The sequence below is a fragment of the Photobacterium atrarenae genome, from assembly GCF_024380015.1.
Lineage (GTDB): Bacteria > Pseudomonadota > Gammaproteobacteria > Enterobacterales > Vibrionaceae > Photobacterium > Photobacterium atrarenae.
Window position 1 is genome coordinate 906,362 of record NZ_CP101509.1, and the last position, 23,488, is coordinate 929,849.

Below are 23,488 nucleotides of genomic sequence, written 5' to 3' on the forward strand. Positions count from 1 at the left end.
CATGAGTGAGTTAGTGCCTGAGAGCGAACAGCAGTATGGATCTATCCTAACGCTTGCCGGCGAAGCGGCCGAGCAGAACAGTAAGCTGCTGAAAATGGGCGTGGAGATCACCCACATTGCCTTTGGTGATGCCAATGATGCCTATGCGCAGCCAAACCGGAACCAAACCTCACTGATTAACGAAATCGATCGTATCCCGGTCAATGCTGTCGATGTTCAGCAGGCCACGCCGGATGCAGTGCCGATGCTTCGGGTCGAAGCCATTTTACCGCCTGAAAAATACGACCTGGTGATCCGTGAGTTTGCATCGGTCGCAACCTTCAACGGCCAGGAGCTATACCATGCTGTCGGGAACTGTGCCCGCATCTATGTTCCACCGCCCGCAAACAACGGCAATATGCCAACACCGGTAACCCTGGAGATGTTCTATGTAATCACCTCCGGCGAGGCGATCGTAGAGATTGATCCAAGGGTAGTGCATGCGAGTAGGGACTATGTCGCTCAAGCAATAAATAAAACAGAATTACAAATATCACAATTAAAAATCTGGCCCTCAAAATTTGATGATTATCTAAAGGTTGGAGATAAGGTGCCTTTAAGCACCAATGCTGTACGTCTAAAGCTGTCAGATGGTTCAATTCAAGTATTTAGGGTATGGGACAAGGCATTTTTTGATGAAACTCATGTGGTCAGTAATATCCAAGAATATGGCCGTGAACAGTTTGAAATACAGACAGAGCATGGTGATTTTGAAGCAATTTCATTGAGGCTATACGATCTTCGTTTGAGTGGAGATTTGACTGGCTGGGGAGCAGACCCAACAGGTAAAAAAGATGCCACTCTATCAGTCATTTCGGCGGCTGATAGTGGTTTAACAATCAATCATACGGTAAGTTTTTACTGTCAGGCTCAGGTGATATTCATTTGTCTCTGGATTGTAACTTCCAAGGATCTCAATTTGACGTTAATGGATGGAGTGGTCAGTTTATCATTAACAGAGGTGAGGAAATTACAGAGCATTTGCCTGGTAGTGAAGTTGTGGCTGCTATTGAAAATAGTAATTTATATGCAGGAATTACTGCGTTCGATGGATTAACGTTTATGACGCAGCTCGATGGGTGTTTTGTCATCATTGAGACTGATCAGGATTTTTATACGTACCGTGGAGTTGTTAAAAAACGAGTAGAATATAACGTTGTTTATAATCATGGGTTATTGAGCAGTGCAATAAAATACTCGTTGGAAAATGTGAAGATAACTAAAGTTACAGCTATAAAAATCAGTCAAACAAAATTAAATATCGATGGTTTAGCATTAATTGAGAGCGATATATCTAATGTGCCTAATGGTGTATTGGTTCAGTGTGAAGACTCTACTCGTGTATCCTGTGATGTTTCATTTATAACTACAGGGAATAAACCGACCGAAAATAATACTCGACTACGTTTTGAACGTTGCTGCTATCTGCGTATAAATGATTTATATACAGATTATCCGCTGGATAATGAAGATGGTACTTATGGTTATTCATTTTCACTTTTTGATAGTTATGACATTCGAGTGGCTAACGCTAAGTCAGATGGCTACGGATGGGGGGTTGATGGTAGCGGAAATGTTCAGCGTCTATCATTTGAAAATTGCGCACTATCCCGCATTGATGCACATCAGCCATTTAGAGAGTATTTAAAGGTATCTGATAGTACCATTGGTAATTGGGGATTAACACTTGTCGGCATTGGTGACTTGATATTAGATAATGTTGATTTTGTTCAACGAAATGGATCAAAATTAAACGGTATTGTTACGTCTCGTCTTGATTGTGGCGGTTTTATTGATGGTCGATTTGTTGGTAGAAATATAACAATCAATGGTAATCATAATAAGTCATCATTCCCGCCAGTACTAAATTGTGAAACGCATGAGAATCAGGCATTGCCGCAAGGGTCACCTATCGCACCTAGATTCTTTTCTAGTGTTGAAATTAACGGGATATCAACACCTTTGTATGAGGGAGGATTGAATGTTATTAGCGCTGGTGAGGTTGGTAATAACTCGTTACTTTTCCCTCGGTTAATCACTGTTAGAGATGTTAACACGTTAAAGGGGGATCTAAATGTTGACCCTGCAATACGTGTACTTGGTTTTTCTACTGAGAAATTCACATCCGATGAAAGTATAGGAAGTTCTCAACAAGGGCCATATAACACAAAGTTGGTGCTTGATAATGTGAATGTTGATTGGTTGATTGTATCTGGTGATAATTCTGAAATTAATGTTGAATGTTATGCTAATTATATTGGTTCTGGTGATCGATATGAAACGCCAAACGTTGAAATAAAACAAAAAGGTCGTTATGAGTTTATATCCAGTAAGTTGGGTAATTTATTAACAGGATTTGGTTATAACGATTCTGTGTTTGTGTTAAATGGTGGTTCGATAAAGTCAAAAGGAACATTCAGCGAAGATTCGTATAATCGGCTAGTATGGGTGAATGGGTCTAAGTTACAGCTGAATCATGTAGATGTAACATTTAAGGATGCGGTGCAGCAGGCCAACTTAAATAAAGCCGTGATGAACAATTGTAATGTGTTTGATGGTGGGGGGAATCAAGTTCACACCTATTTATTACATCAGTTTTTATCAGGGACATCAGAGTCAATTACTGAGCATTTTATTGTTGGCAATACATACAAATTGATTACAGGGTTAGATGCAGATAATACATCGAGTAGTTTTACTTTTGTTTATAATGGTGATGGGGTTTATTATGTTCCGGGAGTTGGTGGCGGAACCCGTATTATATCATCAGGGGATAACCATCAATTTGTATCAGACCTTCCATTAAGGCGTCTATCATTAGTTTACTAATTCTTCCGGGTTCTGACTGTTGGTGAGAATTAGGGTTAGTTATAGAGCAATTTATTTACGTCCCTCCCATCACCCCCTAACCCCACTACCATAAACACAAAGCCGCTGAAGGTGTGTTTTCTTTGATCAAAGAGGAACCCACCCATGGCCGGATTCAAACATGGCATTTTCGGGTCGACGGATGAGGGCGGCGTTCGTCCTGTACTGATGGCCGACACCTCCTTTGCGGTGGTGATTGGCACGGCGCCTGATGCTGATCCTGCTGTTTTCCCCGTTGGGAAACCTGTCTTAATTCCTGGTGATGTCCGCAAGTTGGCCAAGCTCGATATGGTTGGCGATAAAGCCGGTACCTTGCCGCCGGCGCTGGAAGCGGTCTATGACCAGCAGCGCTGTACCATCTGCGTGATCCGTCAGGAAGAAGGTGCTGACGAAGCTGAAACCATCACCAATATCATCGGCGGTGTCGACCCCGTGACCGGCGCGAAGTCCGGTCTTGAAGCGATTCTGGATGTGCAGTCGATCACCGGCAAACGTCCCCGGTTGCTAGCCGTGCCAGGCTTTACCAATAACCAGTCTGTACTGACCAAGCTGCTGCCGATTGCCACCCGGCTGCGCTGTAAGGTGTTTGGTGACTGCCCGGGCTCGACCTATGAAGAAGCGGTGGCGTATCGCCAGCTATGGGGCGATCGTCGTCTTGAGCTGTTCTGGCCGCGGATGAAAAACGCGATCGGTGACAAGCTGGTCCCGATGAGTGCCTTTGCCCTTGGGATTGAAATCCAGAAAGACCAGAACCCGAATCACGGCTACAGCGCCTCTATCTCAAATCGTCGCGTGAATGGCTCGATTGGGACTGAGTTCCCGATTGATTACGTCGACGGCGACACCAATTGCATGGCGCACCTGCTGAACGAAAACCAGATCACCACGGTGATCATGGACGAAGGCCTGCGTACCTGGGGCAACCTCAGCTGCAGTGATGACCCGAAATGGCAGTTCAACAGCCATGTGCGGGTGAATGATATGGTGCTGGATGCGATCACCCACGGCCTCAAGTGGGCGCGAGACCGCAAGATTCTGGCCACGTTCGTGGAAGATGTGACCGACACCGTGCAGAACTTTCTCGATGGGGAAACCCGTGCCGGCCATCTCTATGGTGCCACCGCCTGGGCAGACCCGGACCTCAATCCGCCGGATTCCATCATTGCCGGTAACTTCTATCTCGATTACGACTTCACACCGCCAGGCATTGCTCAGGCGATTCACGTAACGAGCCATTTCACCAATGATTACGCCGACGTGATCTTCAAATAGGTAAGGACACACCATGGAACGCCGAGCTCCGAAAATGTTGGTCGATTACGCCTGGTACCAGGACGGTATCGGGATGATTGGCCTGGTACCGAAAGTGAAACTGCCGCCGCTGACTCGGATTGTCGAAGACTACCTTGCCGGAGGCATGGTGGGTGCCATCAAAATTGATATGGGCGCAATTGAAACCGAAGACATTGAAGTCACCCTGGCCGAACCGAACCCAAGCACCATCAAGATGTTTGGCCTGACCAACGGTGAGGAAAAGCCTTTTACATTCCGCGCTGCTTATCAAGGGCCTGGTGCCGCGGTCGACCGGTTCAAGGTGCAGGTTTATGGCCGGGTTTATGGGCTGGATCTTGGTGAGCTGGAACGTAAAAAGCTCACCGAGGTGCCCTGCAAAATCACCTGGACCAAGCTGAAGATGGAATATAACGGCGAGGTCTTGATTGATATCGACTTGCTGTCCGGCAAGGAAGAGGTTGGCGGCGTAGACCGCCGAGCAGGGATTAACGCGGCACTGGGTATTTCTTAAGGGGAAAGCATGAGCAACAAATACTTACCGATCACCATCACGATGCAGGTGGCAAAGGACTTTGAGGGCAAAGCGATGCCGTCGCTGACTATGCGGCCGCCGACAACCAATGACGTGATCATCGCTCAGCAACAAGCGACCCGAGTGTTGCCGGATGGCAGCAAGTATATCGATGAGGCGGAATCGGAAGCGCAGTTGTTTGCCAACCTCACGGGGACGACCCGGGAATTTATCGGTGCGCTCGAATTTTACGACTACAGCCAGCTGGGGAAGGCATACGACTGTTTTTTGCTGCCCCTGCCGCAGTATGTCGGCAAATGTGCCTTGCTCTTTCCCGGTTCTGCGGAGGCCTCCCCCTTGGAGAGCTCAGAGCCCTCACCATCGCTGAACTCTACGATTGGCTAGGTGATTGCACAGAGCTGAAAACACAACAAAGTGATGACGAATAGAGGATGCGATGACAGATAGAACTCAGTCTGTCGGCATTGGCGTAGAAGCCCGGGTAGACAGAAGTGTCCCCCGGGCTTTTAACCAGCTGGAGCAGCAAAATAAACGGTTAGGCCGGGACTCTCAGCGTCTGGCGAAGGAAACGCGTCGACTGGGCCAGGACAGCACACAAACCGGGAACAAGGTTGGCCGCTTTGGGCGGACTATCCGCCGGGCCGGTGCCGGCGTGAAGAAGTTCACCCGCGATATTGGCGCAGCCATCAAAGAGAGCAACTTACTGCGCCGCAGTGTCGATAAGCTGGATGAAGGCCTCGATGCTGTCGGAAATCAGTGGACCGCGTTGGCAACCGGTGCGGTCGGCGCGGGCTCAGCAGTGGCTGTCATGGGGCTGGAAGAACGCTATGAGCGGCTGGGTATTCAGGCCGGGAGATCCCGGGAAGAGATGACCCAGCTGCGCAAGGAGATGTTTGCCACAGCCCAGCAGAGCGACATCCGGGTTGATCAGGGAGAGACTCTCTCTGCCGTTGAAAAGATTGTCGAGAAAACCGGTGATCTTGAATTTGCCAAGGAGAACATGGCCAACATTGGTCGGGTGATGCAGGCAACCGGTGCCGCGGGCCTGGATGTCGGGGAGATGTTTGCCGACATGTCGACCAAGTTCGGCCTGAAGAACAGCGAGGATGTCCTGGCCGCGATCGACACCCTGGTGGTGCAGGGCAAAGCCGGGGCATTCACACTGCAGAACCTGGCGGCGGAAGGGGCCGCGGTTTCTGCGGCATATGCCGCGATGGGCCGTACCGGACCGAAAGCGGTACAGGAAATGGGAGCTTTGCTGCAGATCTCCCGGATGGGCTCAGGCTCTGCGGCAGAAGCTGCGAGTGCGATGGAATCGGTGCTGGCAGATATCACAGCGAACTTTGCGGACATTGAAGAGCTGGGCATTCAGGTGTTTGATGAAGAAGCACTTGCCCGGGGCGAGAAGAAATTCCGCGATATCCCGACGTTGCTGAAAGAGATCATGGACGTCACCGGCTCAGACATAACCGAATACAGTCAGCTGTTTGGTGATGAAGCCATGCGATTAATGAAAGTGCTGTCCAGCGATGATGGTAAAGCTAGCTTTGATTCCTTCCTCGGGATTTATGGTGATGGTACCGCCGTTCTCCAGGACTCCGCGCGAGCCGCTCAAACCGCCAATGCAGCTATGATGAGCCTGAAAACAGCCTGGTTTAGCTTTGCTGATGAAAACCTGGCCGCGCCGATTGCGAGCCTGGCTGATGCGATTAACAGCCTTGACCCGGAAACGCTGCAAACAACTCTGAAGGTCGCCACCGGTGTGGGTGGTGCACTGGCTGCTGCCTGGGCTGGGAGGAAAGCCTGGAAGATGGGTAAAAGCGTTGCCGGATTCTTCCGTGGCGGTGGCACTGACGGGGAGTCAGCACCAGGCTTACCCGGCGGTGAAGACGTGTCGAAGGTGTATGTTACCAACATGCCGGATTCGGGCTTGGGTGGCGGTACCGATACACCGCGCCGTAAAAAGCGATACGGGCGACGCCGCGGGCAGCGCCGGACTGGCGTAGGAAAATCGTTGATGCCTCCGCGCTCACCAGGCGCATCAATCCTGAAAGGTCCGGGCATGAAGAGTATTGGCCGTCGTCTGCCATACATCGGTGCCCTGTTAGGTGCGGTTGATGTTGGCAGTACCTTGCTGGATGGTTCGCTCTCCGGCGCCGAGAAAGCGACAGAAGTCGGTGGTTCGGTCGGCAACATGGGCGGTATGGCCGCCGGCGCGATGGCCGGTGCTGCGTTGGGCTCAGTTGTGCCGGTTGTGGGGACTGCATTAGGTGGCGTGATTGGCTCCGTATTGGGTGGCTTCGGCGGCGATGTGGTCGGGCGCTGGGTCGGTGGTTGGATGGGCGGCAGCGACAAAGCCAAGCCAGGCGATGCCATTCAAAAAGCAGAGCAGGCCAGCCCGCAGATAACACAGCAAACCACCAAGGCGATCAGCACCAACCAACAAAGCACGCAGGAAATCACCCTTGCCCCGGTATTCAACATTCAGGGGGAGGTAAGCGACGGCCAGATCGCCAAGCTGGAGCAGATGGTGCTGAACCTCAGCAAGAAGGTTAACAAGCAACAGGGCAGGGTGACAGGCCCGGCGTTTGCGGACTAAGGAGGACACATGGCAGATGTCATGATGGCGCTGGGTGACTACCGATTTTCGATCAATACCGCTGCGCTGCAGAACATTAGCGAAACGCACAGCTGGCGTTGGGCGGATCATAACGTGGCCGGCAGCAAACCCAAATCTCAATTTATCGGCGCTGACCTGTCGGCGATTCGTCTGCAGGGAACGATTTATCCGCACTTTCGGGGCGGCCTGGCGCAGACCGACAAGATGAAAGCCGAAGCGGATAAGGGGGAGCCCCTGCGCATGGTGGATGGCCTGGGGAAAGATTGGGGCCTGTGGACGGTGCGCCAGTTGCAGGTTGAGAAATCCCAGCTCTGGACCAAGGGCGTGGCCCGGAAAATAGAATTCACGCTGGAAATCAAAGAGTACCCGCAGGAGCAGGCATGACAACCTACATCACCAAAGACGGCGATCAGATTGATGATATCGCCTACCGCTATTACAACGGCCAACCCGGCGCTTATGAGGCTGTGTTGGCGGCCAATCGCGGCCTTTCTTCCCTGCCGCATCCGCTGCAAGCCGGGATTGAAATCTTCCTGCCCAAGCTTGAGGAGCCAACGGCAGACGAGGAGATCAGCCTGTGGGATTAGCTGCTTACAAAATCGTTGCCGACGGTAAAGACATCACGGACATCATCCGGCCCCTGTTCGTCAGCCTGACCATTACCGATGAAGCCGGTAAGAACAGCGACAGTTTCAGCTTGACGCTGGTTGATGACGGCAAAATTGCCTTCCCGAAAAGTGAAGCGACGCTACAAATCGCGACGGGCCGGAGTGGTGAAAAATTGCAGGAGCGGGGATCCTTCACCGTGAACTCGGTGAAGCTGGTGAGCCCCGAAAACCTGATCGTGCTCTCCGGGGATGCGGCCAACCTGTCGGGTGAATTCAAAAACCAACGGGATTACACCTGGGAGAATGTCACCCTCAAGGCGCTGGTTGAAACTGTCGCGGGTCGCTGCGGCTATCAGCCGGCAGTGTCAGATGTGTATGCCGGCACCACCATCACGCACCGCCTGCAGACCGGGCAAAGCGATGCCGACTTGCTGACTGAGCTGGCAAACGAGCACAACGCCACGATGAAAGTTGCCAAGGAAAAGCTGATCTTCTTCCCCCGGGGAGACAACCAAACCGTCAGCGGGAAAACCCTGCCGCCGCTCCCCTTGCACCTGAGTGATGAAGTGAAAGCCGAGATCACCCTCAGCGGCGCCGCCAAGTACAAGGCCGTGGTTGCCAAGTGGCATGATGCGGATACCGCACAAACCAACAGCGTGCGGGTTGGTGAGGGCGAAGGTAAGGCCAAGCACCTCAACATCGCTTACCCGGATGAAGCCAGTGCCCGGGCCGCAGCAGAAGCGGCGCTCTACGAAGCCCAGCGCGCCGAATACCAGTTGGAAATCAGCGGTAGATTTCAAGGTAGTTGACCAGATTCTCTAATTAAGCGGCTCTTTTTTGACCGCCTTGTTGGTTGTTATCTGCCCTTTCAGGGTTTAGTGTTACCGCGCCGATCGGTGACCAGTCTCGAGTATCCTTAGCCCAACGCTCAGGGTGTTTGGCTTTTGCCAACTGATAAACAGTATGTCGCTTCGCCAACACCTTGGCATCCAGGTTGCGGTGCCTCTCCGCGGGCGTCACGAACTTAATCGCACTGTGGCGGTGCTCGTTGTTGTACCAGTTTACAAAGTTCAGCATCCATTCACGTGTTGCTGCCAGATCCTTGAAACCATGCGCTGGATAATCCGGGCGGTACTTAGTGGTACGGAACAATGACTCTGAGTAAGCGTTGTCATTGCTGACGCCGGGACGGTTAAACGATGTACTGATGCCCATTTCGTCTAACTTTGCGCGCAAGGTCAGTGACTTCATTGGCGCTCCGTTGTCTGAGTGCAGATAACGCGGTTTTACAAAGCAGCGTTCACTGAATGTCGCGCGCTCAATCAACTGAGAAGCTAGCGCACCACATTCACGGTCATGGACTTCCCAGCCAACGATCTTGCGACTGTAAATGTCAATGACCATATAGAGATACCAGTACAGGCCGCGGACATTCGATGGCAGGTAACTAATATCCCAAGTCCAGATCTCATTGGGCTTCGTCGCTACATGAGAGACTGGCTCCGTGGCGGGCTTGTGTGGTTTTGCCCGTCCTCGGTGGTGTAATTGATCATTGGCTTTCAGTACACGATATATGGTTGATTCACTAGCAATATAGTCTCCCTTATCAGCCAGTCGCGGCACGATTTGGCTGGGTGGTAAACTGGCATATTCAGCGTCATTGCAGACGTCCAGAATGTGCTGGCGCTCTTGCTTTGACAATTTATTCTTCGGCTCCGGTCGGATAGCCAGAGGGCGAAGATCAGCCAATACATGACCGTTTGACGTACGCCAGCGACGCAAGGTTCGTTCAGGCACTTGTATAAGTTCAGCTGTCTTGTACTGAGGCGCGCCATTAGCGACAGCTTCATCGAATAGCTGCAGTAACGTCTGGCGCTCATCGAGAGGGGTTAGTCGTCCTCGCCCTCGACTCCGTACAAGACGTTGAGCTTTTTTGACAGCACCAGCAGCGCAGCCGTTTCAGCAAGTGCTTTGTCTTTGCGGCGCAGTTCTGTTTCCAGTTTGCGGATGCGCTTTTTATCCGCTTTACGTTCAGTCTGCTCAGTTTTCTTGGACTGTTCAGCTTGAGCTGCGCCACTGATACAAGCGAGTTTCCATGCTTTAACTTGCTCGGGATACAGGCCTTTTTCACGGCAATATTGACTAAGTTCTGTTTCTGACAGACTGGCGGTTTCGATGACGGTGGCGAACTTGGCTTCTGCCGACCATTGTTCAGAGTTTTTTTCACTACCTGGCACAGGTTTACCTTCGGAACGGAGTTTACTGCGCCAATTGTACAACGTTGCTTCGCTGATGTGTTCTTCCGCGGCGACTTCCGGAATGGTCTTGTTATGCGGTGGCAGTAGCTTCTTTAAAATGGCGGCTTTTCTCTCTTCGGAATATCTTGGCATAGTATCCTTCGTTAGCCCTCCATTGCTGGATTTTTGGGCGATTTAAGATCTGGACATCTATCCTGACACCGGGGGTCAGCGAGTGCCCCTTTATTCCCGGCCTGCGAGCGGAGCGCAGTATCAGCCTCAGCGGTCACCTCAGGCCGCAGTTTAACGGTGAGTGGATGTGTGAAAGCGTCACCGAAACCCTGGATGATAGCGGGAATGTGCTGAGTGGGGTGTTTGTGGTGCCGAAAGGGAAGGAGGGGAGAGTGCCGCGGTTGCGGTAAGGAAGCTGGAATATATTCTCCCTAGCTTAATTGCTGTGGGGAACTTTATATTCTAGCTGTTCTCGGAGTCGTCGTCTTTTTCTTCATGACTTTTTATTATTTGTGTCATCCAAGCTAAAATGTTTATTATGTTTAAGATTATTGATTGATTTCTGATAAAGAGCTATAGTTCTAGGGTTGATATGACCATATGTATCTTGAATGTACCCTAGAGTTGATAAGTTTAGATGGCTGGTCATGTCTTTAATTTTCCTCATTAATTCTGAGTCAATCAGATGTGAAGATCCTTTTATATGGTCTGGTACTACAGAATTATTTAAGTCAGATAACTCTCGTAAGTATTCCGGAGTTGAATTATATTTTATCAGGTGGTCAAGGCTTTCGTGTTTATCAGAGTTATCTATTTCTATTAGCCTTCTGTGTAGTTCTTCACTCTCGCTAGTTACATCTCGAACTTCATTGATTACATCTTCACTAATTTTTTCATGGAGAGCTTCTGTTGCAAGTTGAAGGAATCTTTCTAGCTTATACATCTGGAACTTATGCTTAGTTTTATCTTGGAACTCTTTAACCAGTTCAGTTCGTGCACCAATAGTCTTTCCATTGAAAATTTGCCACCAATCTTCTTTTCTGTCATCGGAGATAAAGACTACACCTTTGTCTTCACTGACAACCTTGTTAGTAATTTGCATCCAGACAATCAAATCACTAAACTGTCGACATTGAACTTTGAGTTCTTCACTATCTCCAAACTTTCCTGCATCTTTATAGCTATGTGGACTTTTATTGTCATATATTTCTTTACCATCAGAGATAATTTTTCTTAGTTCTTCGTCTGAATATGGTTTACCAACGCAACCATCGAAGAGGTCGGCTATTTTATCTTTGATGTCATCATTGGTGATTCTTATTATGTGATTTTTTTTGTTTTCATAAAGTTCACTACACAGTTCATCAAAGAATGAATTTGCTTTCTCGGATATATCTTTGCTCACAAAAGGGTGCTGGCGTGAATTTTCAAGGGTTTTTTTTAGGTCATTTATCTTCTTCGTTGTGTTGTCATAGGATTTTTCTTGTTCGCTAATTACGGTTAAGCGATTTTTGAAGAACTCCTCTGCTGCGCGATGTGGAATCCAAATGCGCTCTCTTATTTTGTTTAATAAATTGAATAATTCAGTTCTTGTTGAGTCGGAATACCGATAGAAGTCTAATAAAATATTAGCGTCCAAAATAAATAGACAATTATCCCAAACCGAATTTAGGTCTTCATCAGAATTTTTGAAATGTTCAGAAAATAAATTTTTCATCTTCAATCAAGCCACATGAATATATTATAAACAATCATAGTCTCATGTGGATCATATGTCACTGCGCATTGTTGCTTAATTGCCCATCACCCGCATCATCCCCAGCACCGCATCCTGTTGCTCTTCCGTTAGCCCTGAGAACAGGGCTAACAGCTCCTGCTCCTTGGCGCCGGTTTTGACCGGGCGCATGGGGGCCTCGCCGGCTAAATACCACTCGAGTCGAATATTCAGCAACGAACACAGCCTTTTCGTTTCCCGCAGGGTCCGGGGTTTCCGGTTGGTCGTCTCCCAGGCCTTCACCGTGTGGGGCGATTTGTGCATCGCTTTGGCGACCTGATTCCTCGATAACCCAGCTGCTTTCCTTGCTTGTTTCAAACGGATTTTCTTCATTCAGCGGCGCATCATACAGGCAAACTGCGTCAGCTTATTAAAGAGAGCGGATCTGTATCCAGTGGTGCAGTGAGCGGTTACACATTAGCTATATGTGCGTTCTGGCAATTCAACTGCGTAGATTTGGCAGTAGAATCACGTTGAAACACAAAAAGCTAATAAAAAGAAAAGGCTAGGAATGATGATGGGATCAGGGAAGGAACGCAGTGAAGATGCGCCAGCAGATAGGGTGCTATCGCTGGCGCTTGAGAAATTGAAGAGAGTCGCAGCTAGTAAAAAACGCTTATCTAAACTTTCTGTTAGGAAAACATCAGTCGCGAACAACATCGATGGCTGTGCGGATACTGTCCGGAGTCAGGTCTTCCGCAGTCAGCCCCAAGCGATCGGCCTGGCGGTAGACGGCAGTGATAACCCGTGACTTCTGATCGCTGTTGAGGTTCTCGCCCAGCTCATTGGCACAGTCTTCAACCAGTTTGACGACGGCACGCATTAGGTCCAGCTTGACCGTTTCATCGTCAACAGGTTTGGCTGTGCTTGTTGTTTCTGTTGAATAAAACTGCAGATCGGAGTCCTTCGCCGGTCGATGATTGGCCAGTAATGCATCTTCACTGTCGAATAGGCGGTAGGTTCCAACCTGCCCTGTTGCGATGGCTTCCTCATCTTCTGGAGAGAGCAGTGGGATCTTGATTTGCTCGCGGTTCGGGAAGTTTCTCAATTCCGCGGCAAGTTCTTCACTACCTGGGCCGACTAAGATTTCAGTAATTCGATAGTCAATCCATTTGTTATTAAGACCGTACTGTCCAGGCTGTTCAAAAATTAAAATGCTTCTGCTACCAAGGCTGCATACATAAACCTGCCAGTGTGGTTCATCTTCAAGCATTTGCTGGACTGTTTCGAAAAGAGAGGTTCCATTGTTTGTCAGCTCAACATAGAAGGGCATGCCTTTGCCGGTCAGTAACCAGTCAAGGTTAACGTTCTCTGCCCGCCTGATGGCATACAAGAATTTTTCACCGGGAATCCGTCCTCCGAAAATCCCCGATATAGTCGCGCTGGGAAACCCTAAGCTCTTACCCCATGGAGTTTGCTTTCTATCATAAAGTAAAAATTCGAGACGAGACTCAAAAGAGTTTTTCATTATTACCTTCCACGGCTTGAATTGATCAAAAAATGGATCTAGTATTCATCTTGTTCGATAACAAAGTCACTATATGGATTGATTTGTGAATTTGTTCATGTCTTTGAGTTTAACATAAGGAGATTAATCAATGATAACAACCCGAGGTCTGAATTCAGACATTATTTCTACTCGTGATCTTGATTTAAGGCTACGGGTTGAACGGTTGGCAACGTTGGAAGAACGAAAGTTGGCACAAATGGCGCGCATTTTGTTGCGTAAAGCGGTGGAGCGTCAGGAAGAAGAGCTTGGGTTGCCGCCTTTGGATGGGGACGAAATCTCTACAGCTAAAAAGTAAAAAGCCCTTTCCAGAGGCAACCAGAAAGGGCTCCGGGAAGCTGCGCCACAACACTGTTCGGAGGCTACAAGTCTCTTTCAGTGAAGCTAAACAAACTCACCGTAGGGACTAGAGCAGAGGAAGCAACCTCTATGCTCACGGCTCACACACCATTCATCCTTACGGTAGATTGTAGCGCAGCCTCCTGAAAAACAAAACGTATATTCAGAATAGGAGGCTACAATGCCTGGTTCATCTATCGTGGTGCATCACGAGGCACCGTTCTACCCGCAAGTTATCACAGCTTGCCACAATACCCTTCGCCAGTTTGGCAACACTGCGGAACTGGAGCGCCAGCTGAATAAGCGCTCTGGCGTCCTTCCGAATGAAATCAACCCTAAGCAAACCGGACATAAGTTTGGTTTGATGGACGCGATCACCGTCATGACCATTACCGGTGATGTCCAAATCCTCAGAGCAATCGCTGCTCAGCTGAATTACTCCATTTATTTCCTCGCTGATTATCACGCGATTTCAGATGTTGAGCTGCTCAACAGCTACAGCAACTGGCATGCGGAAATCGGGGATGTGAACCGGGAGCTGGCTGCTGCACTGGCCGATGGCGACATCCAGCGCCACGAGTTCGAGCGAATTGAACGAGCATTACAAGAGTCGTTCGCTGCAGCGCTGGAATTCCTGAACCGTGCGCGTTCACTGGTCGTGGACTAATGGAAGGCGAAGCCTGAGGAGGTATGCCATGAGTCATCAAACTGTATTTCAGCACTACTTTACCGAACAGGAAGAAAAGCGCCTGTTCAAAACCATCAAACACACCGACTGCATTTATGCCAAGCGGGATTATTACTGGATGTTACTGATGCGGGAGACCGCTGTTCGCCTGGGCGTATTGGCCGGGCCGGATCCGAAAAAGGCCAATAAGTACGACTTGCCGATGACGGGCCTGACAGTACTGGATGCCGAATTGAGCCTGGATGAAGGCTACCTGGTGTACGACAGCGCCAATACCAAAGGGCAGAAGAAGCACCCGGTATCCCTGAATAAATCAGCAACAGCGGCGTTGAAAGCGCTTCTCAACATTCATCGCCAGATGAGTGCGGGCTGGGATTGGGACATCCCCCGGGATGAACGCCCGCTTTTCCTCAGTCGTAACCGTCAGCGCATGAGCCGCCGGAGCTTTCAGCATCGCTTCAAACTCTGGTGCCGTGCCGCAGAAGTACCGGAAGGAACGCCCCACTGGCTACGTCATTGCTGGGCGAAACGCTACCTGGAGCGGTCGACAGCCCCGGATGCCCTGCGTCGTGTTCAGGCGGTATTGGGGCACTCTGATATCAAAACCACGGCGATTTACACCATGCCCGACCGGGAGTCCATTGCATCGGCAATGCGGGAGGCGAGCACATGTTTGCACTAATGCTGGCCGCCCATAAGCCGGCGGCAACGCTGCGCCGGGGGGATGTCGTCAGCCTTTCCGGCAACCCTTACGACGCTGCACCTGTGGAATCGGTACAGGCGATGTTGGGCGGGAAAGTGCTGGTGAAACAGATTGGCTGTCACGAGCAGTTGATCGGCAGTGATAACCGTGTGGCGGTGTTTTGTGGCTGTAGAAGGAACTAATCATGGCAAAGCAACAATCTCTCACCGAAGTGATGTATGACTTGCGCTGTAAGGCGTTGGCGGCAGCGCTTCGAAACCTCAATCATCATGTTTTTGGCAGCCGGGCGACAGACCGGGAAATTCATGAGTATGTCGCGAATGAACTTGGTATTCACCCGGGTGTCATCCGCAGTTGGCTGCGTCATGAAGGCGTTCCCCGGGAGCATGTAGCAGACATGCTGACCTTGCTGAATCAACACTCTGTGTGGGGACGCCACCAGATTCACCCAACCCGGGCCATTGCCGCGAATTATCTCGGGGGGCAGCTATGACAACTCAGATTTTTGCGTCCTGCATGTCTCAGGAGGCGCAGCACTGTTTGCTCAAGCTGGAACATCAGCTGGTTCGGCTGCAGGGCTTTATTTCTCTGCCTTCATTCGAGGGTGAGCATGCCGAACAGCTGCAGCAGTGGCAGCAAGCCGGGCTTGTGAGTCTCGAAACGAACAGCCTGAGGGAAATGCCGCCGGAGTGGATTCAGCAGCGCGGTGTGACACATGGCTGTCAGATGAGTGACGAGCTCTGGAAGGCTTCAGCCTGTTTGCGTCGGATCCTGGCTCATGGCCTGTAAGCCGCCAGACCCGAGCTGGCCCTGGCGAGGCTATCGGGACCCCGGATGGGCAGAGCCGTGTTTGTCCCGGCTGCAACCGCCCGGTGTGTCCCTCAGCCGGCTACAGCCGGAGAAGAAACGCATGGTGTGGCAACACATTCAAACTCAGCATCCGGATTTGGCTAGGTTACTGACATCTGGCGAGTTTGATGATTTGAAGCGCCAACTGACGGCGTACTTTGGCCCCGTCGAGATTGGGGTGAATTTGCAAGACATTGGAGGTTCGCTGTATGGCGTCCGCAGACAAACTAAAACGAGAAATTGACCTGCACGACCTGGCTGAGCGCCTGGAAATGGAGCGTCCTGATCCGAATGGGAACTATCGGGCACCGGGCCGGGCGGACAAGCACCCGAGTGTGAGCATCTTTTTCGCCAAAGAGGCCGGCCACATGATGTGGAAGGATCATACCTCGGGTGAGAAGGGCAGTTGTATAGACCTGGTGATCTACTGTGGTCGTGCTGATGATGCCAGTGCGGCGATGAAGTGGCTGCATGAGGAATTTGGTATTCCGGCGGATTCGCCCGATCAGCCGCAGCAAAAAGGAAAGCTGGAGTGGCTGACGGAGAAGCAGCTGGCCGTTGCCAATGATGCCCGGGCTTATCTGTTTGATGAGCGGAAAATTCCGGCGCCGGTGATTGATATGCTGCAAAAGCGCGGCGCTTTCGGGTTCAGTGACTGGACGAATCCGAAGAAGAACCCGGGTGAGATGGGGCATGGTGGCCCGGCTATTTCTTTCCCCGCCCGATGTGTGCTGAGCAAGCAGGTGATGGGGATCGACTACCGGTACTTTGACCCGGCATTAAACGGTGACTTGAAGACGAAAGCCCAGGGGGAGAAGCGCGGGTATCCCTATATTCCGGATCCAGTGGCGCTGAAGCGGGCCAAGACGGTCATTGTTGTGGAATCGCCGATTAATGCGATTTCGGCAATTGCCGCGTTTGACCCGCAAGGGGCGAACAAAGGTACAACAACGGCGATTGCAACCCGGGGCCTGGCCGTTGAAGACATTGATTGGCGTTTTTTGGTCGGGAAAAAGGTGGTGTGTTGTTTCGACAATGATCCACCGATTAAGGAAGGCCCTCGCAAAGGTCATCGCCCCGGGCCGGAGGCGGCATGGTTGGTTCATGAAGCATGTACTGCACTGAATATTCCTTGCTTTTTTGTTGATCAGGAAAAGACCAACTGGGAAGACGTAAACGACCTGAATGATTATTTGCGTAAGCATGGAACGGAGGAAACAAAGCTGGCGTTACTGCGTTTAGAGCAGTGGTTGGTTTTCGGACAAAGTGGGGATTTCAAAATAGGGCGTTTCCAACGTGTGCCACTGCCATCGCATGATGCGAATGTGTATAGCTTATTCAGAACAAAACAAGACTTCACCAGTTATATAAAAGTTTCTCAGTCTGATGAAGGTGAAGAGCAAATTACTCCGCAAGACTTATGTGGATTCCGGGTGGCGAGCTTTAGCCGAATTACTATCTCAAGTGCGAGCTCTGTGATGACTGGAGACCATGATCAGAGTGAACAAACATTATTTTCGGCATCTATTCAGTCTCCAAGACACCAGAACACGCTCATCAGAAAAGTGTTTGAAGATGATCAGGTGCATAACATCGAGCTATGGAGAAAGTTGGGTGCCATTTTTCGACCTGCGCAATTCTCCAGAATGATTAATATCCTGGAGCGAACCGCGCATATTGGTGAAAGACATGTCGTGAATTTTGTTGGTCTTGCTTGGCTGAACGGTAAGCCAGTATATAACGAAGGGCCTGATTGTTATTTTACGAACCCAAAGCAGCAGTGTCCTTATTACAACTTACGGTTTATTAGTGGAACACCTGTCGACGGCAAAAGGGTCATAGAGGCCTATAGCAAAACATTTAAACAAAGTGCTGCGTTGTCTCTACTAGTTTGGGCTGTCGGGTGCCATATGAAAAATTTTCTTGGATTTTGGCCTCACTATACGCTTCAAGCGGATAAAGGTGCGGGTAAGTCCACTGTAATTAAGCGATTAGAAAGAACGATTGGATTTTCGATGCTTTCAAGCCAGAGCATAAAATCTGAATTTCGTTTATTGACTTCAGTAGGCCACACATCGCACCCCATCGGTTGGGAAGAGATTAGCACTCAAGATCAAAAAGTTATTGATAGGGCTGTATCGATTCTTCAAGAAAGTTATCAGCATACACCAACAAAACGATCTTCCGATATGACCGAGTTCATCATCTCCGCGCCGGTTCTGTTAGCGGGTGAAGATGTGCCAGTCCAGAGCCTTCAGGGGAAGCTGGTTCGTTCGGATTTAACAAACAGAAAGGGCGAGTTACTACCGGATGATTTGCCCCGATTTCCAGTGAAAGAGTGGATTCAATTCTTAACCACTTTTTCCCGCAAGCAAATAAAAGAGAGCTTCAGAGAGTGTAATGAATTCCTCCAGTCTAAGCGCAGTTCAGTGAACAGTGACAGCACCGCAGAGCGCATGATTGAAAACTATACCTGTGTGTTACTGGCCTGGAAGCTATTGTGTGAATTTACCGGACTGCCGTCTAAATACGGGAAGTTTGTTTCTCATCTCGTGACGGAAATGAATACGCATGTGAGTGAAACCAATGCAACCCGAGAGCCCTGGGTATGGATTCTTCATGTGATTCTGGGCGAAATCGACTCCGGGCAGTTCCGTTACCCGTATGTATTCGACTGGATTGATGGCGAGTTGTGCTTGCTGATTCGGACCAGCCATATGATGCAGCAGCTCAGCCAGACACCGGCCCTAAAGCAGACGTTTGACAGCTTACCTGTTAAATCTGATCGGGTGCTCAAACGCCAACTGAAGAATGCCGGTGTGATCCTCAAAGAACCCTGCGAGAAAACAATTAATACAAGGCGAGTCTCGAACTTGATTGCTTTAGGTGTCGAGAACCTCAGGGAGTTCGGCTTGTACCCAGCGATTCCGGAGGATGTTCAAGAGAGAGAAGTTAACCAGAGGAGATGACCATGAAGAACCAGTTAATTGACCTGAATAACCATTTATTTGAACAACTGGAACGGCTGAATGATGAGAGTTTGAATGGTGACCGACTCAGCCAGGAAATAGAGCGAAGCAAAGCAATTTCCCAGGTATCAAATCAGATCATTCAAAACGCATCGCTGTCGTTACAAGGGGAGAAGTTCAAGGCTGAATATGCAGGGAAATACAGCGTTCCAATGATGGAGGATAAACGTCATGCCTAAAGGAATCTGTCACAAGTATACCGAGGATCAAAGGCGTTTCTTGGCAGAAAACCGTGACCTTCCACGTCAAGAGTTAACGGATCAATTTAATCAGCGTTTTGGCACATGCCTGGCTGCTACTGCGATCAAAAGTTATTGCAAGCGTCATGGGTTGAAAACTGGCAGAAGCGGTCAGATCGCGCAAGGTAATGTGCCCTGGAATAAAGGGAAAAAAGGGCTGTATAAGGGAAGCTGCACCAGTTTTAAAAAAGGTCATACTCCCGCGAACCTCAAGCCGATAGGACATGAGCGAATTTGTTCCAAAGACGGATATGTTTTGGTCAAAGTTGCGGAGCCTGATCCATATACGAATGCCCCAACAAGATATCGACCAAAGCACATTATTGAGTGGGAGAACCACCACGGCCCGGTACCCGATGGCCATGTTATTCGCTTCAAGGACGGTGTGAATACGCATTGGTGGGTATCGAATCTTGAATGTGTCAGCAAGCCTGTGAATTTAAGAGCGAATCAAAACAAGGTACATGAGCTGCCACCTGAGCTGAAGCCGACCGGAATGATGTTATCCAAACTGGAAGTCGCCACATTTGACGCAATGAAAAACAACAAACGGAGAGCGTAATGAAAAACCCTTTATCAAACCTGCAAGTGATCTTGCTCAGCCTTCTGTCAGAAGAGGCCATGACTGGTTACGACCTGAATAAACAAACTGCAGCTTACGGTTGGAGTGCCAGTCATCAGCAAATATACCGTGAGTTGAATCTGATGGAGTCCAAGGGATATGTCACTTTCGAGCTGGTACCTCAAGAGGGGAAGCCGGACAAGAAGGTCTATACGGTTAGCGATTGTGGCCGGGATCTGCTTTCTCTGGTTGCAGAGGCGACAAGCCCGTCAGTACCCAAGTGGCAAGATGAGGCTGGGGCCATGGTTTTCAGTAAACATGCCAACTTTTTCTTCGCCTATATCACACAGCTGAGCGATGAAATGATCCGCCTTGACCAGGTGAGGGACTCCATGCTTCCAGAAGCTCGATTGCTGCTCAATCGCCGTCGGCAGCACTTGCAAGCAGACATCGATTGGTGCAACCAGGTTATCGAAAAATTTACACCAATGAGCCAAACCGCATAGGAGATACATGATGGCTAGTAAGAATAAACCACTGAACTATATCGCCAAGATGATTGTTGAAGTCTACGAAGAGGCCGGGCTGGATCAGCCCTACATTGAAGGGAAGAAAACGGTGATGCGTCACCATGATACGAAATACGAGACGTTGGCCAGCGCCATCAACCTGGATGCCGGGAACCGGAAACGTCTGGCGACAAAGCTGGGTATCTCATCGCTGCATTTGGATGTGACGGTGAAGGTGCTCAATCACAATATTTAAAACGTCCTCAATTTTGAGGGGGTTGGGAATACCTGAGAAGGAACAGACAATGAAAGATCAAACACCAGTACCAACACCCACGCTTGAAGTGGTTGATGGAAAAGTGATGACCACTTCGCTCGTGGTTGCTGAGTTTTTTGGAAAACGCCATGCAGATGTCATCCGAGCTGTTCGAAACCTAGAGTGCTCTGATGAATTTAACCAACGCAATTTTGCGTCCGTTAAGTACAAAGATGGCAAGGGTGAAGAGCGTGATATGTTCCGCATGACAAAAAACGGTTTTGTGTTTTTGGTCATGGGCTTTACAGGCAAGTTGGCCGCTGAATTCAAAGAAGCTTATATCCTTGAGTTTGACCGCATGAAAGAAGAGCTATCAAACAAATCTTTGCCGTTTTGGGACAAAGCCGCGCTGCTACCTCATGATAAGTTTCTGGAGAAAATGGTAACGGAAGCAGGGAAGGGGAATAAATACGCCAAGGAAATCTTGAAGTTACAGTACAACGTTACATTGAAGCCACCTGCACAAGTGCGTTGTTATGAATGCGGTGCGCCCGTGAATGTAGACGGTTCATTTTCGTTGTAGAAAGCAAAACTATGCTTTCGGCTCACACAGCTACCCCCGCCCATGGGGGTAGCAACCAGGCTCAGATTGCTGAGGCAACAGCAGATATGAGGCACAGTATGGCAAAGTTCAATCACACCCCAAAACGCTCAAATGCGGTGCAGAGGGCTACTCAAAGTGGTGATCCACAGGTTAGATCAGAAGACAGAACGCGAAATTTAAGAAACTCATGGACTGTAACATTATGTTTTAAATATGTTTTATGGCCCCTTCCACAGGTCCACGGGTTATTTCGGATCCCTGTCCCCCTGGCTTCCTTTTTTCCTGGCTCTGGAGGGGATCAACATGCTTATTAAACTGAGCGAATGGCGTAGAACACGATTCCCTGAAGGGCAAGCACCGGATGTTCGGGTTTGTCGTAGGGAAATCGATTTGGGTACGTTGCCAGGGAAGCGGATCGGTCGTTCATATTATGTGGATGTTGATCAAGAAAGACTCTCCTCCGGAGATGACTTACTCGATGATCTGATGAACCACTAGTCCCAAGAGGTGTCCGTGCCACGTCCCCGAAATAAAGCCAATAGAGACCTGCCTGAAGGTCTCTATTTCAAAGGTAAAAAGGGCTATGTCTTCCGCCGAATCGATGATACATGGAAGTCTTTAGGCCATAACAAAGCAAGAGCCGTCTCTCTGGCTCGACGTTACAACGATACCTACCGTATCGATCCGGAACTATCTCACGGTATTCGCTCGACCAGCCATGGCCGGAAGACGTTGAAGCCTATGTCGGTCTTCTTTTCCCGAGTGTCGAAACGCTATTTCGAAGAAGAAAAGCCGTCCAAGAGCACATATGAGTTGTTTCAGCGCCGCCTGGTGAAGCTGGATAAAGCGTTGGGCCAGAAGTATGGCCCTGAGATTGATTTGGAGGCGGTGAACCAGGTTCTGGAGTTACATGGCGCCAGTGGCCCGTTCGCTTACAACCGCTGGATTTCCTTTATGACGAAGGTGTTTGACTATGCGGTCGATGAGAGCATCATGAACGATAACCCGGCGCGCAGAAAGAAACGAAAGCCGTATCATGACAAAAAGCGCAAGCGGATGACGATGGATGATTTCAATGCGGTTTATCGTGTCGCGCCGGTCTGGATGAAGGTTGCGATGCTATTGGCCCTGGAAAGCACCCATGCCTCAAACGAGATCTGCAACATTCGATACGACGATATTGAGATGCTGGCAGAGCCGCAGCAAGAGGATGGTTTGCTGGTTTACGGCTATCTGAAAATCCATCGTCAAAAGGTGAAGAAGCATGAAAGCAGTCGTGTGCGGATTCCCGTTACATCGTCACTCTTGAAGATTATTGAGCAAAGCCGGGATGAAATAGTCTCACCGTACGTTGTTCATCGCCGACCACTCAGGAACTTTAGAAACCGGTGTGATGATCTCACCAAGGTGAACCCCAAATTCTTGAGTGAAAAGTTCTCGTATTACCGGGACCAGGCGAAGGTGAAAAGTGAGCTTCCCAAGCAGGAAAGGCCGACCTTTCATGAGATACGAGGCCTGAGTATTCACCTTTACGACAAAGCCGGCTACGACCCGCAGAGAAGGGCTGCACACTCAAACCCAAACACCACGAGTATCTATAAATCCGGGCATGTTCAGTGGGTCACGGTAGCAGCTGCAGAGCTGGGTATTTGGGACGCGGTTCCAAAATAGTTTTGGAACCATTTTGGAACCGCGATTAGGGATATGGGTTCGTGTTGTTGTGATGATTGTTTGGAAGTGGTTTAAAATCAGTGCCTTACATGGGTTCATTTTAGTTCGAGCGCCAACCTTCAAGCGGTTGGCCCCGAACTGCAATGGTGCGGCTTTCTATTTGTGTAATACCAATTGTCGTAAATCACTGGCCATCCTAACTTGTTAAAATGCTCGATAACTGCGTTAGAATTTTTGATTGTAGAATCACTACTTATCGAAAAACTCTGCCTTGTTCTCAAGCATTTTTCCGATGCTATTTCTGAACGTTTACTTACCGTGATTGGTATTATCGATCCGCGAAATGGTCCAATGGGTCGCGCACTGGCCGCAGCTGAGCTGTGCCTCGGTGAGGCTTTTCCCTCGGATGTGTGTGTCATCGGACTGGCATTTCGGGCACTGGGTGCGACTCGGCGGACAGTTGAGATTCATACAGTGGTTGCTGTGATCGGCCGATTTGAGCATGGGTTGCTTACAATCCGGACATAACATGATTGACCCTCCCTGAAT

General features: G+C 49.6%; 27 protein-coding genes. 23 read left to right on the top strand and 4 right to left on the bottom strand.

Annotated elements, in window-relative coordinates:
- The first annotated feature begins 1 nt into the window (after position 1).
- The 9 genes from NNL38_RS20155 (at position 2) to NNL38_RS20195 (ending at position 8,769) form a co-directional block, all read left to right on the top strand.
- Positions 2 to 1,096 carry a phage tail-collar fiber domain-containing protein gene (locus tag NNL38_RS20155; protein ID WP_255392234.1) on the top strand — a complete coding sequence of 365 codons (1,095 nt, stop codon included), beginning with the start codon at positions 2 to 4 and terminating at the stop codon, positions 1,094 to 1,096.
- Positions 1,039 to 2,868 (top strand): hypothetical protein, encoded by a 1,830-nt coding sequence (locus NNL38_RS20160; protein ID WP_255392235.1) that lies wholly within the window; start codon positions 1,039 to 1,041, stop codon positions 2,866 to 2,868. Before NNL38_RS20155 ends, NNL38_RS20160 begins: the two co-directional genes overlap by 58 nt.
- Before the next feature lie 144 nt (positions 2,869 to 3,012).
- A complete protein-coding gene (locus NNL38_RS20165; RefSeq protein ID WP_255392237.1) occupies positions 3,013 to 4,179 on the top strand; it encodes a phage tail sheath C-terminal domain-containing protein in 1,167 nt (388 codons plus the stop codon).
- A gap of 13 nt (positions 4,180 to 4,192) precedes the next feature.
- Complete coding sequence (locus NNL38_RS20170) at positions 4,193 to 4,711, top strand: phage major tail tube protein (protein WP_255392239.1); 519 nt, start codon at positions 4,193 to 4,195, stop codon at positions 4,709 to 4,711.
- A 9-nt stretch (positions 4,712 to 4,720) separates the two neighbouring features.
- Positions 4,721 to 5,116, top strand: a complete 396-nt coding sequence (locus NNL38_RS20175; RefSeq protein WP_255392241.1) for a phage tail assembly protein — start codon at positions 4,721 to 4,723, stop codon at positions 5,114 to 5,116.
- 52 nt (positions 5,117 to 5,168) lie between these two features.
- Positions 5,169 to 7,331, top strand: coding sequence for a phage tail tape measure protein (locus tag NNL38_RS20180; protein WP_255392242.1), 2,163 nt, complete (start codon positions 5,169 to 5,171; stop codon positions 7,329 to 7,331).
- Positions 7,332 to 7,340: 9 nt separating this feature from the next.
- Positions 7,341 to 7,736, top strand: a complete 396-nt coding sequence (locus NNL38_RS20185; protein ID WP_255392243.1) for a phage tail protein — start codon at positions 7,341 to 7,343, stop codon at positions 7,734 to 7,736.
- The gene (locus NNL38_RS20190) at positions 7,733 to 7,939 is read left to right on the top strand and encodes a tail protein X (protein ID WP_255392244.1); all 207 of its coding nucleotides are present in this window, start codon (positions 7,733 to 7,735) and stop codon (positions 7,937 to 7,939) included. The genes NNL38_RS20185 and NNL38_RS20190 overlap by 4 nt, the downstream gene beginning before the upstream one ends.
- Positions 7,930 to 8,769: a contractile injection system protein, VgrG/Pvc8 family gene (locus NNL38_RS20195; RefSeq protein ID WP_255392245.1), complete on the top strand. Its 840-nt coding sequence runs from the start codon at positions 7,930 to 7,932 to the stop codon at positions 8,767 to 8,769. Before NNL38_RS20190 ends, NNL38_RS20195 begins: the two co-directional genes overlap by 10 nt.
- A gap of 13 nt (positions 8,770 to 8,782) precedes the next feature.
- Here NNL38_RS20195 and NNL38_RS20200 read toward each other — a convergent pair.
- The 4 genes from NNL38_RS20200 to NNL38_RS20215 all read right to left on the bottom strand — a co-directional run bounded on the left by NNL38_RS20200 (position 8,783) and on the right by NNL38_RS20215 (position 13,451).
- Positions 8,783 to 10,350 (bottom strand): IS3 family transposase gene (locus NNL38_RS20200; RefSeq protein ID WP_255387610.1). Its coding sequence is split into 2 segments (ribosomal slippage): positions 8,783 to 9,897 and positions 9,897 to 10,350, totalling 1,569 coding nucleotides; the frame shifts between segments, so codons are not numbered across the junction.
- A 352-nt stretch (positions 10,351 to 10,702) separates the two neighbouring features.
- Complete coding sequence (locus NNL38_RS20205) at positions 10,703 to 11,926, bottom strand: PIN-like domain-containing protein (protein WP_255392246.1); 1,224 nt, start codon at positions 11,924 to 11,926, stop codon at positions 10,703 to 10,705.
- 75 nt (positions 11,927 to 12,001) lie between these two features.
- Positions 12,002 to 12,301, bottom strand: coding sequence for a helix-turn-helix domain-containing protein (locus NNL38_RS20210; protein WP_255392247.1), 300 nt, complete (start codon positions 12,299 to 12,301; stop codon positions 12,002 to 12,004).
- A 325-nt stretch (positions 12,302 to 12,626) separates the two neighbouring features.
- Positions 12,627 to 13,451 (bottom strand): helix-turn-helix domain-containing protein, encoded by an 825-nt coding sequence (locus NNL38_RS20215; protein ID WP_255392248.1) that lies wholly within the window; start codon positions 13,449 to 13,451, stop codon positions 12,627 to 12,629.
- Positions 13,452 to 13,581: 130 nt separating this feature from the next.
- Between NNL38_RS20215 and NNL38_RS20220 the strand changes: the two genes are divergently transcribed.
- The 14 genes from NNL38_RS20220 to NNL38_RS20285 all read left to right on the top strand — a co-directional run bounded on the left by NNL38_RS20220 (position 13,582) and on the right by NNL38_RS20285 (position 22,939).
- Positions 13,582 to 13,788: a hypothetical protein gene (locus tag NNL38_RS20220; RefSeq protein WP_255392249.1), complete on the top strand. Its 207-nt coding sequence runs from the start codon at positions 13,582 to 13,584 to the stop codon at positions 13,786 to 13,788.
- 222 nt (positions 13,789 to 14,010) lie between these two features.
- On the top strand, positions 14,011 to 14,496 hold the full coding sequence (locus NNL38_RS20225; RefSeq protein WP_255392250.1) for a phage regulatory CII family protein: 486 nt from the start codon (positions 14,011 to 14,013) through the stop codon (positions 14,494 to 14,496).
- A 28-nt stretch (positions 14,497 to 14,524) separates the two neighbouring features.
- Positions 14,525 to 15,199: a tyrosine-type recombinase/integrase gene (locus tag NNL38_RS20230; protein WP_255392251.1), complete on the top strand. Its 675-nt coding sequence runs from the start codon at positions 14,525 to 14,527 to the stop codon at positions 15,197 to 15,199.
- Entirely contained in the window at positions 15,187 to 15,402 is a 216-nt protein-coding gene (locus NNL38_RS20235) for a hypothetical protein (RefSeq protein ID WP_255392252.1), read from the top strand. The genes NNL38_RS20230 and NNL38_RS20235 overlap by 13 nt, the downstream gene beginning before the upstream one ends.
- A gap of 2 nt (positions 15,403 to 15,404) precedes the next feature.
- Positions 15,405 to 15,713, top strand: a complete 309-nt coding sequence (locus NNL38_RS20240; protein ID WP_255392253.1) for a hypothetical protein — start codon at positions 15,405 to 15,407, stop codon at positions 15,711 to 15,713.
- The gene (locus NNL38_RS20245) at positions 15,710 to 16,009 is read left to right on the top strand and encodes a hypothetical protein (protein ID WP_255392254.1); all 300 of its coding nucleotides are present in this window, start codon (positions 15,710 to 15,712) and stop codon (positions 16,007 to 16,009) included. The genes NNL38_RS20240 and NNL38_RS20245 overlap by 4 nt, the downstream gene beginning before the upstream one ends.
- Positions 15,999 to 16,313, top strand: coding sequence for a hypothetical protein (locus NNL38_RS20250; RefSeq protein ID WP_255392255.1), 315 nt, complete (start codon positions 15,999 to 16,001; stop codon positions 16,311 to 16,313). The genes NNL38_RS20245 and NNL38_RS20250 overlap by 11 nt, the downstream gene beginning before the upstream one ends.
- On the top strand, positions 16,279 to 19,038 hold the full coding sequence (locus tag NNL38_RS20255; protein ID WP_255392256.1) for a toprim domain-containing protein: 2,760 nt from the start codon (positions 16,279 to 16,281) through the stop codon (positions 19,036 to 19,038). The genes NNL38_RS20250 and NNL38_RS20255 overlap by 35 nt, the downstream gene beginning before the upstream one ends.
- 2 nt (positions 19,039 to 19,040) lie before the next feature.
- Entirely contained in the window at positions 19,041 to 19,277 is a 237-nt protein-coding gene (locus NNL38_RS20260; protein ID WP_255392257.1) for a hypothetical protein, read from the top strand.
- Complete coding sequence (locus NNL38_RS20265; RefSeq protein ID WP_255392258.1) at positions 19,270 to 19,899, top strand: HNH endonuclease signature motif containing protein; 630 nt, start codon at positions 19,270 to 19,272, stop codon at positions 19,897 to 19,899. The genes NNL38_RS20260 and NNL38_RS20265 overlap by 8 nt, the downstream gene beginning before the upstream one ends.
- A complete protein-coding gene (locus tag NNL38_RS20270) occupies positions 19,899 to 20,405 on the top strand; it encodes a PadR family transcriptional regulator (RefSeq protein ID WP_255392259.1) in 507 nt (168 codons plus the stop codon). Before NNL38_RS20265 ends, NNL38_RS20270 begins: the two co-directional genes overlap by 1 nt.
- A gap of 7 nt (positions 20,406 to 20,412) precedes the next feature.
- A complete protein-coding gene (locus NNL38_RS20275) occupies positions 20,413 to 20,664 on the top strand; it encodes a hypothetical protein (RefSeq protein ID WP_255392260.1) in 252 nt (83 codons plus the stop codon).
- Positions 20,665 to 20,713: 49 nt separating this feature from the next.
- Entirely contained in the window at positions 20,714 to 21,247 is a 534-nt protein-coding gene (locus tag NNL38_RS20280) for a Rha family transcriptional regulator (protein ID WP_255392261.1), read from the top strand.
- 534 nt (positions 21,248 to 21,781) lie between these two features.
- Positions 21,782 to 22,939 carry a site-specific integrase gene (locus NNL38_RS20285; RefSeq protein ID WP_255390679.1) on the top strand — a complete coding sequence of 386 codons (1,158 nt, stop codon included), beginning with the start codon at positions 21,782 to 21,784 and terminating at the stop codon, positions 22,937 to 22,939.
- Positions 22,940 to 23,488: the final 549 nt, after the last annotated feature.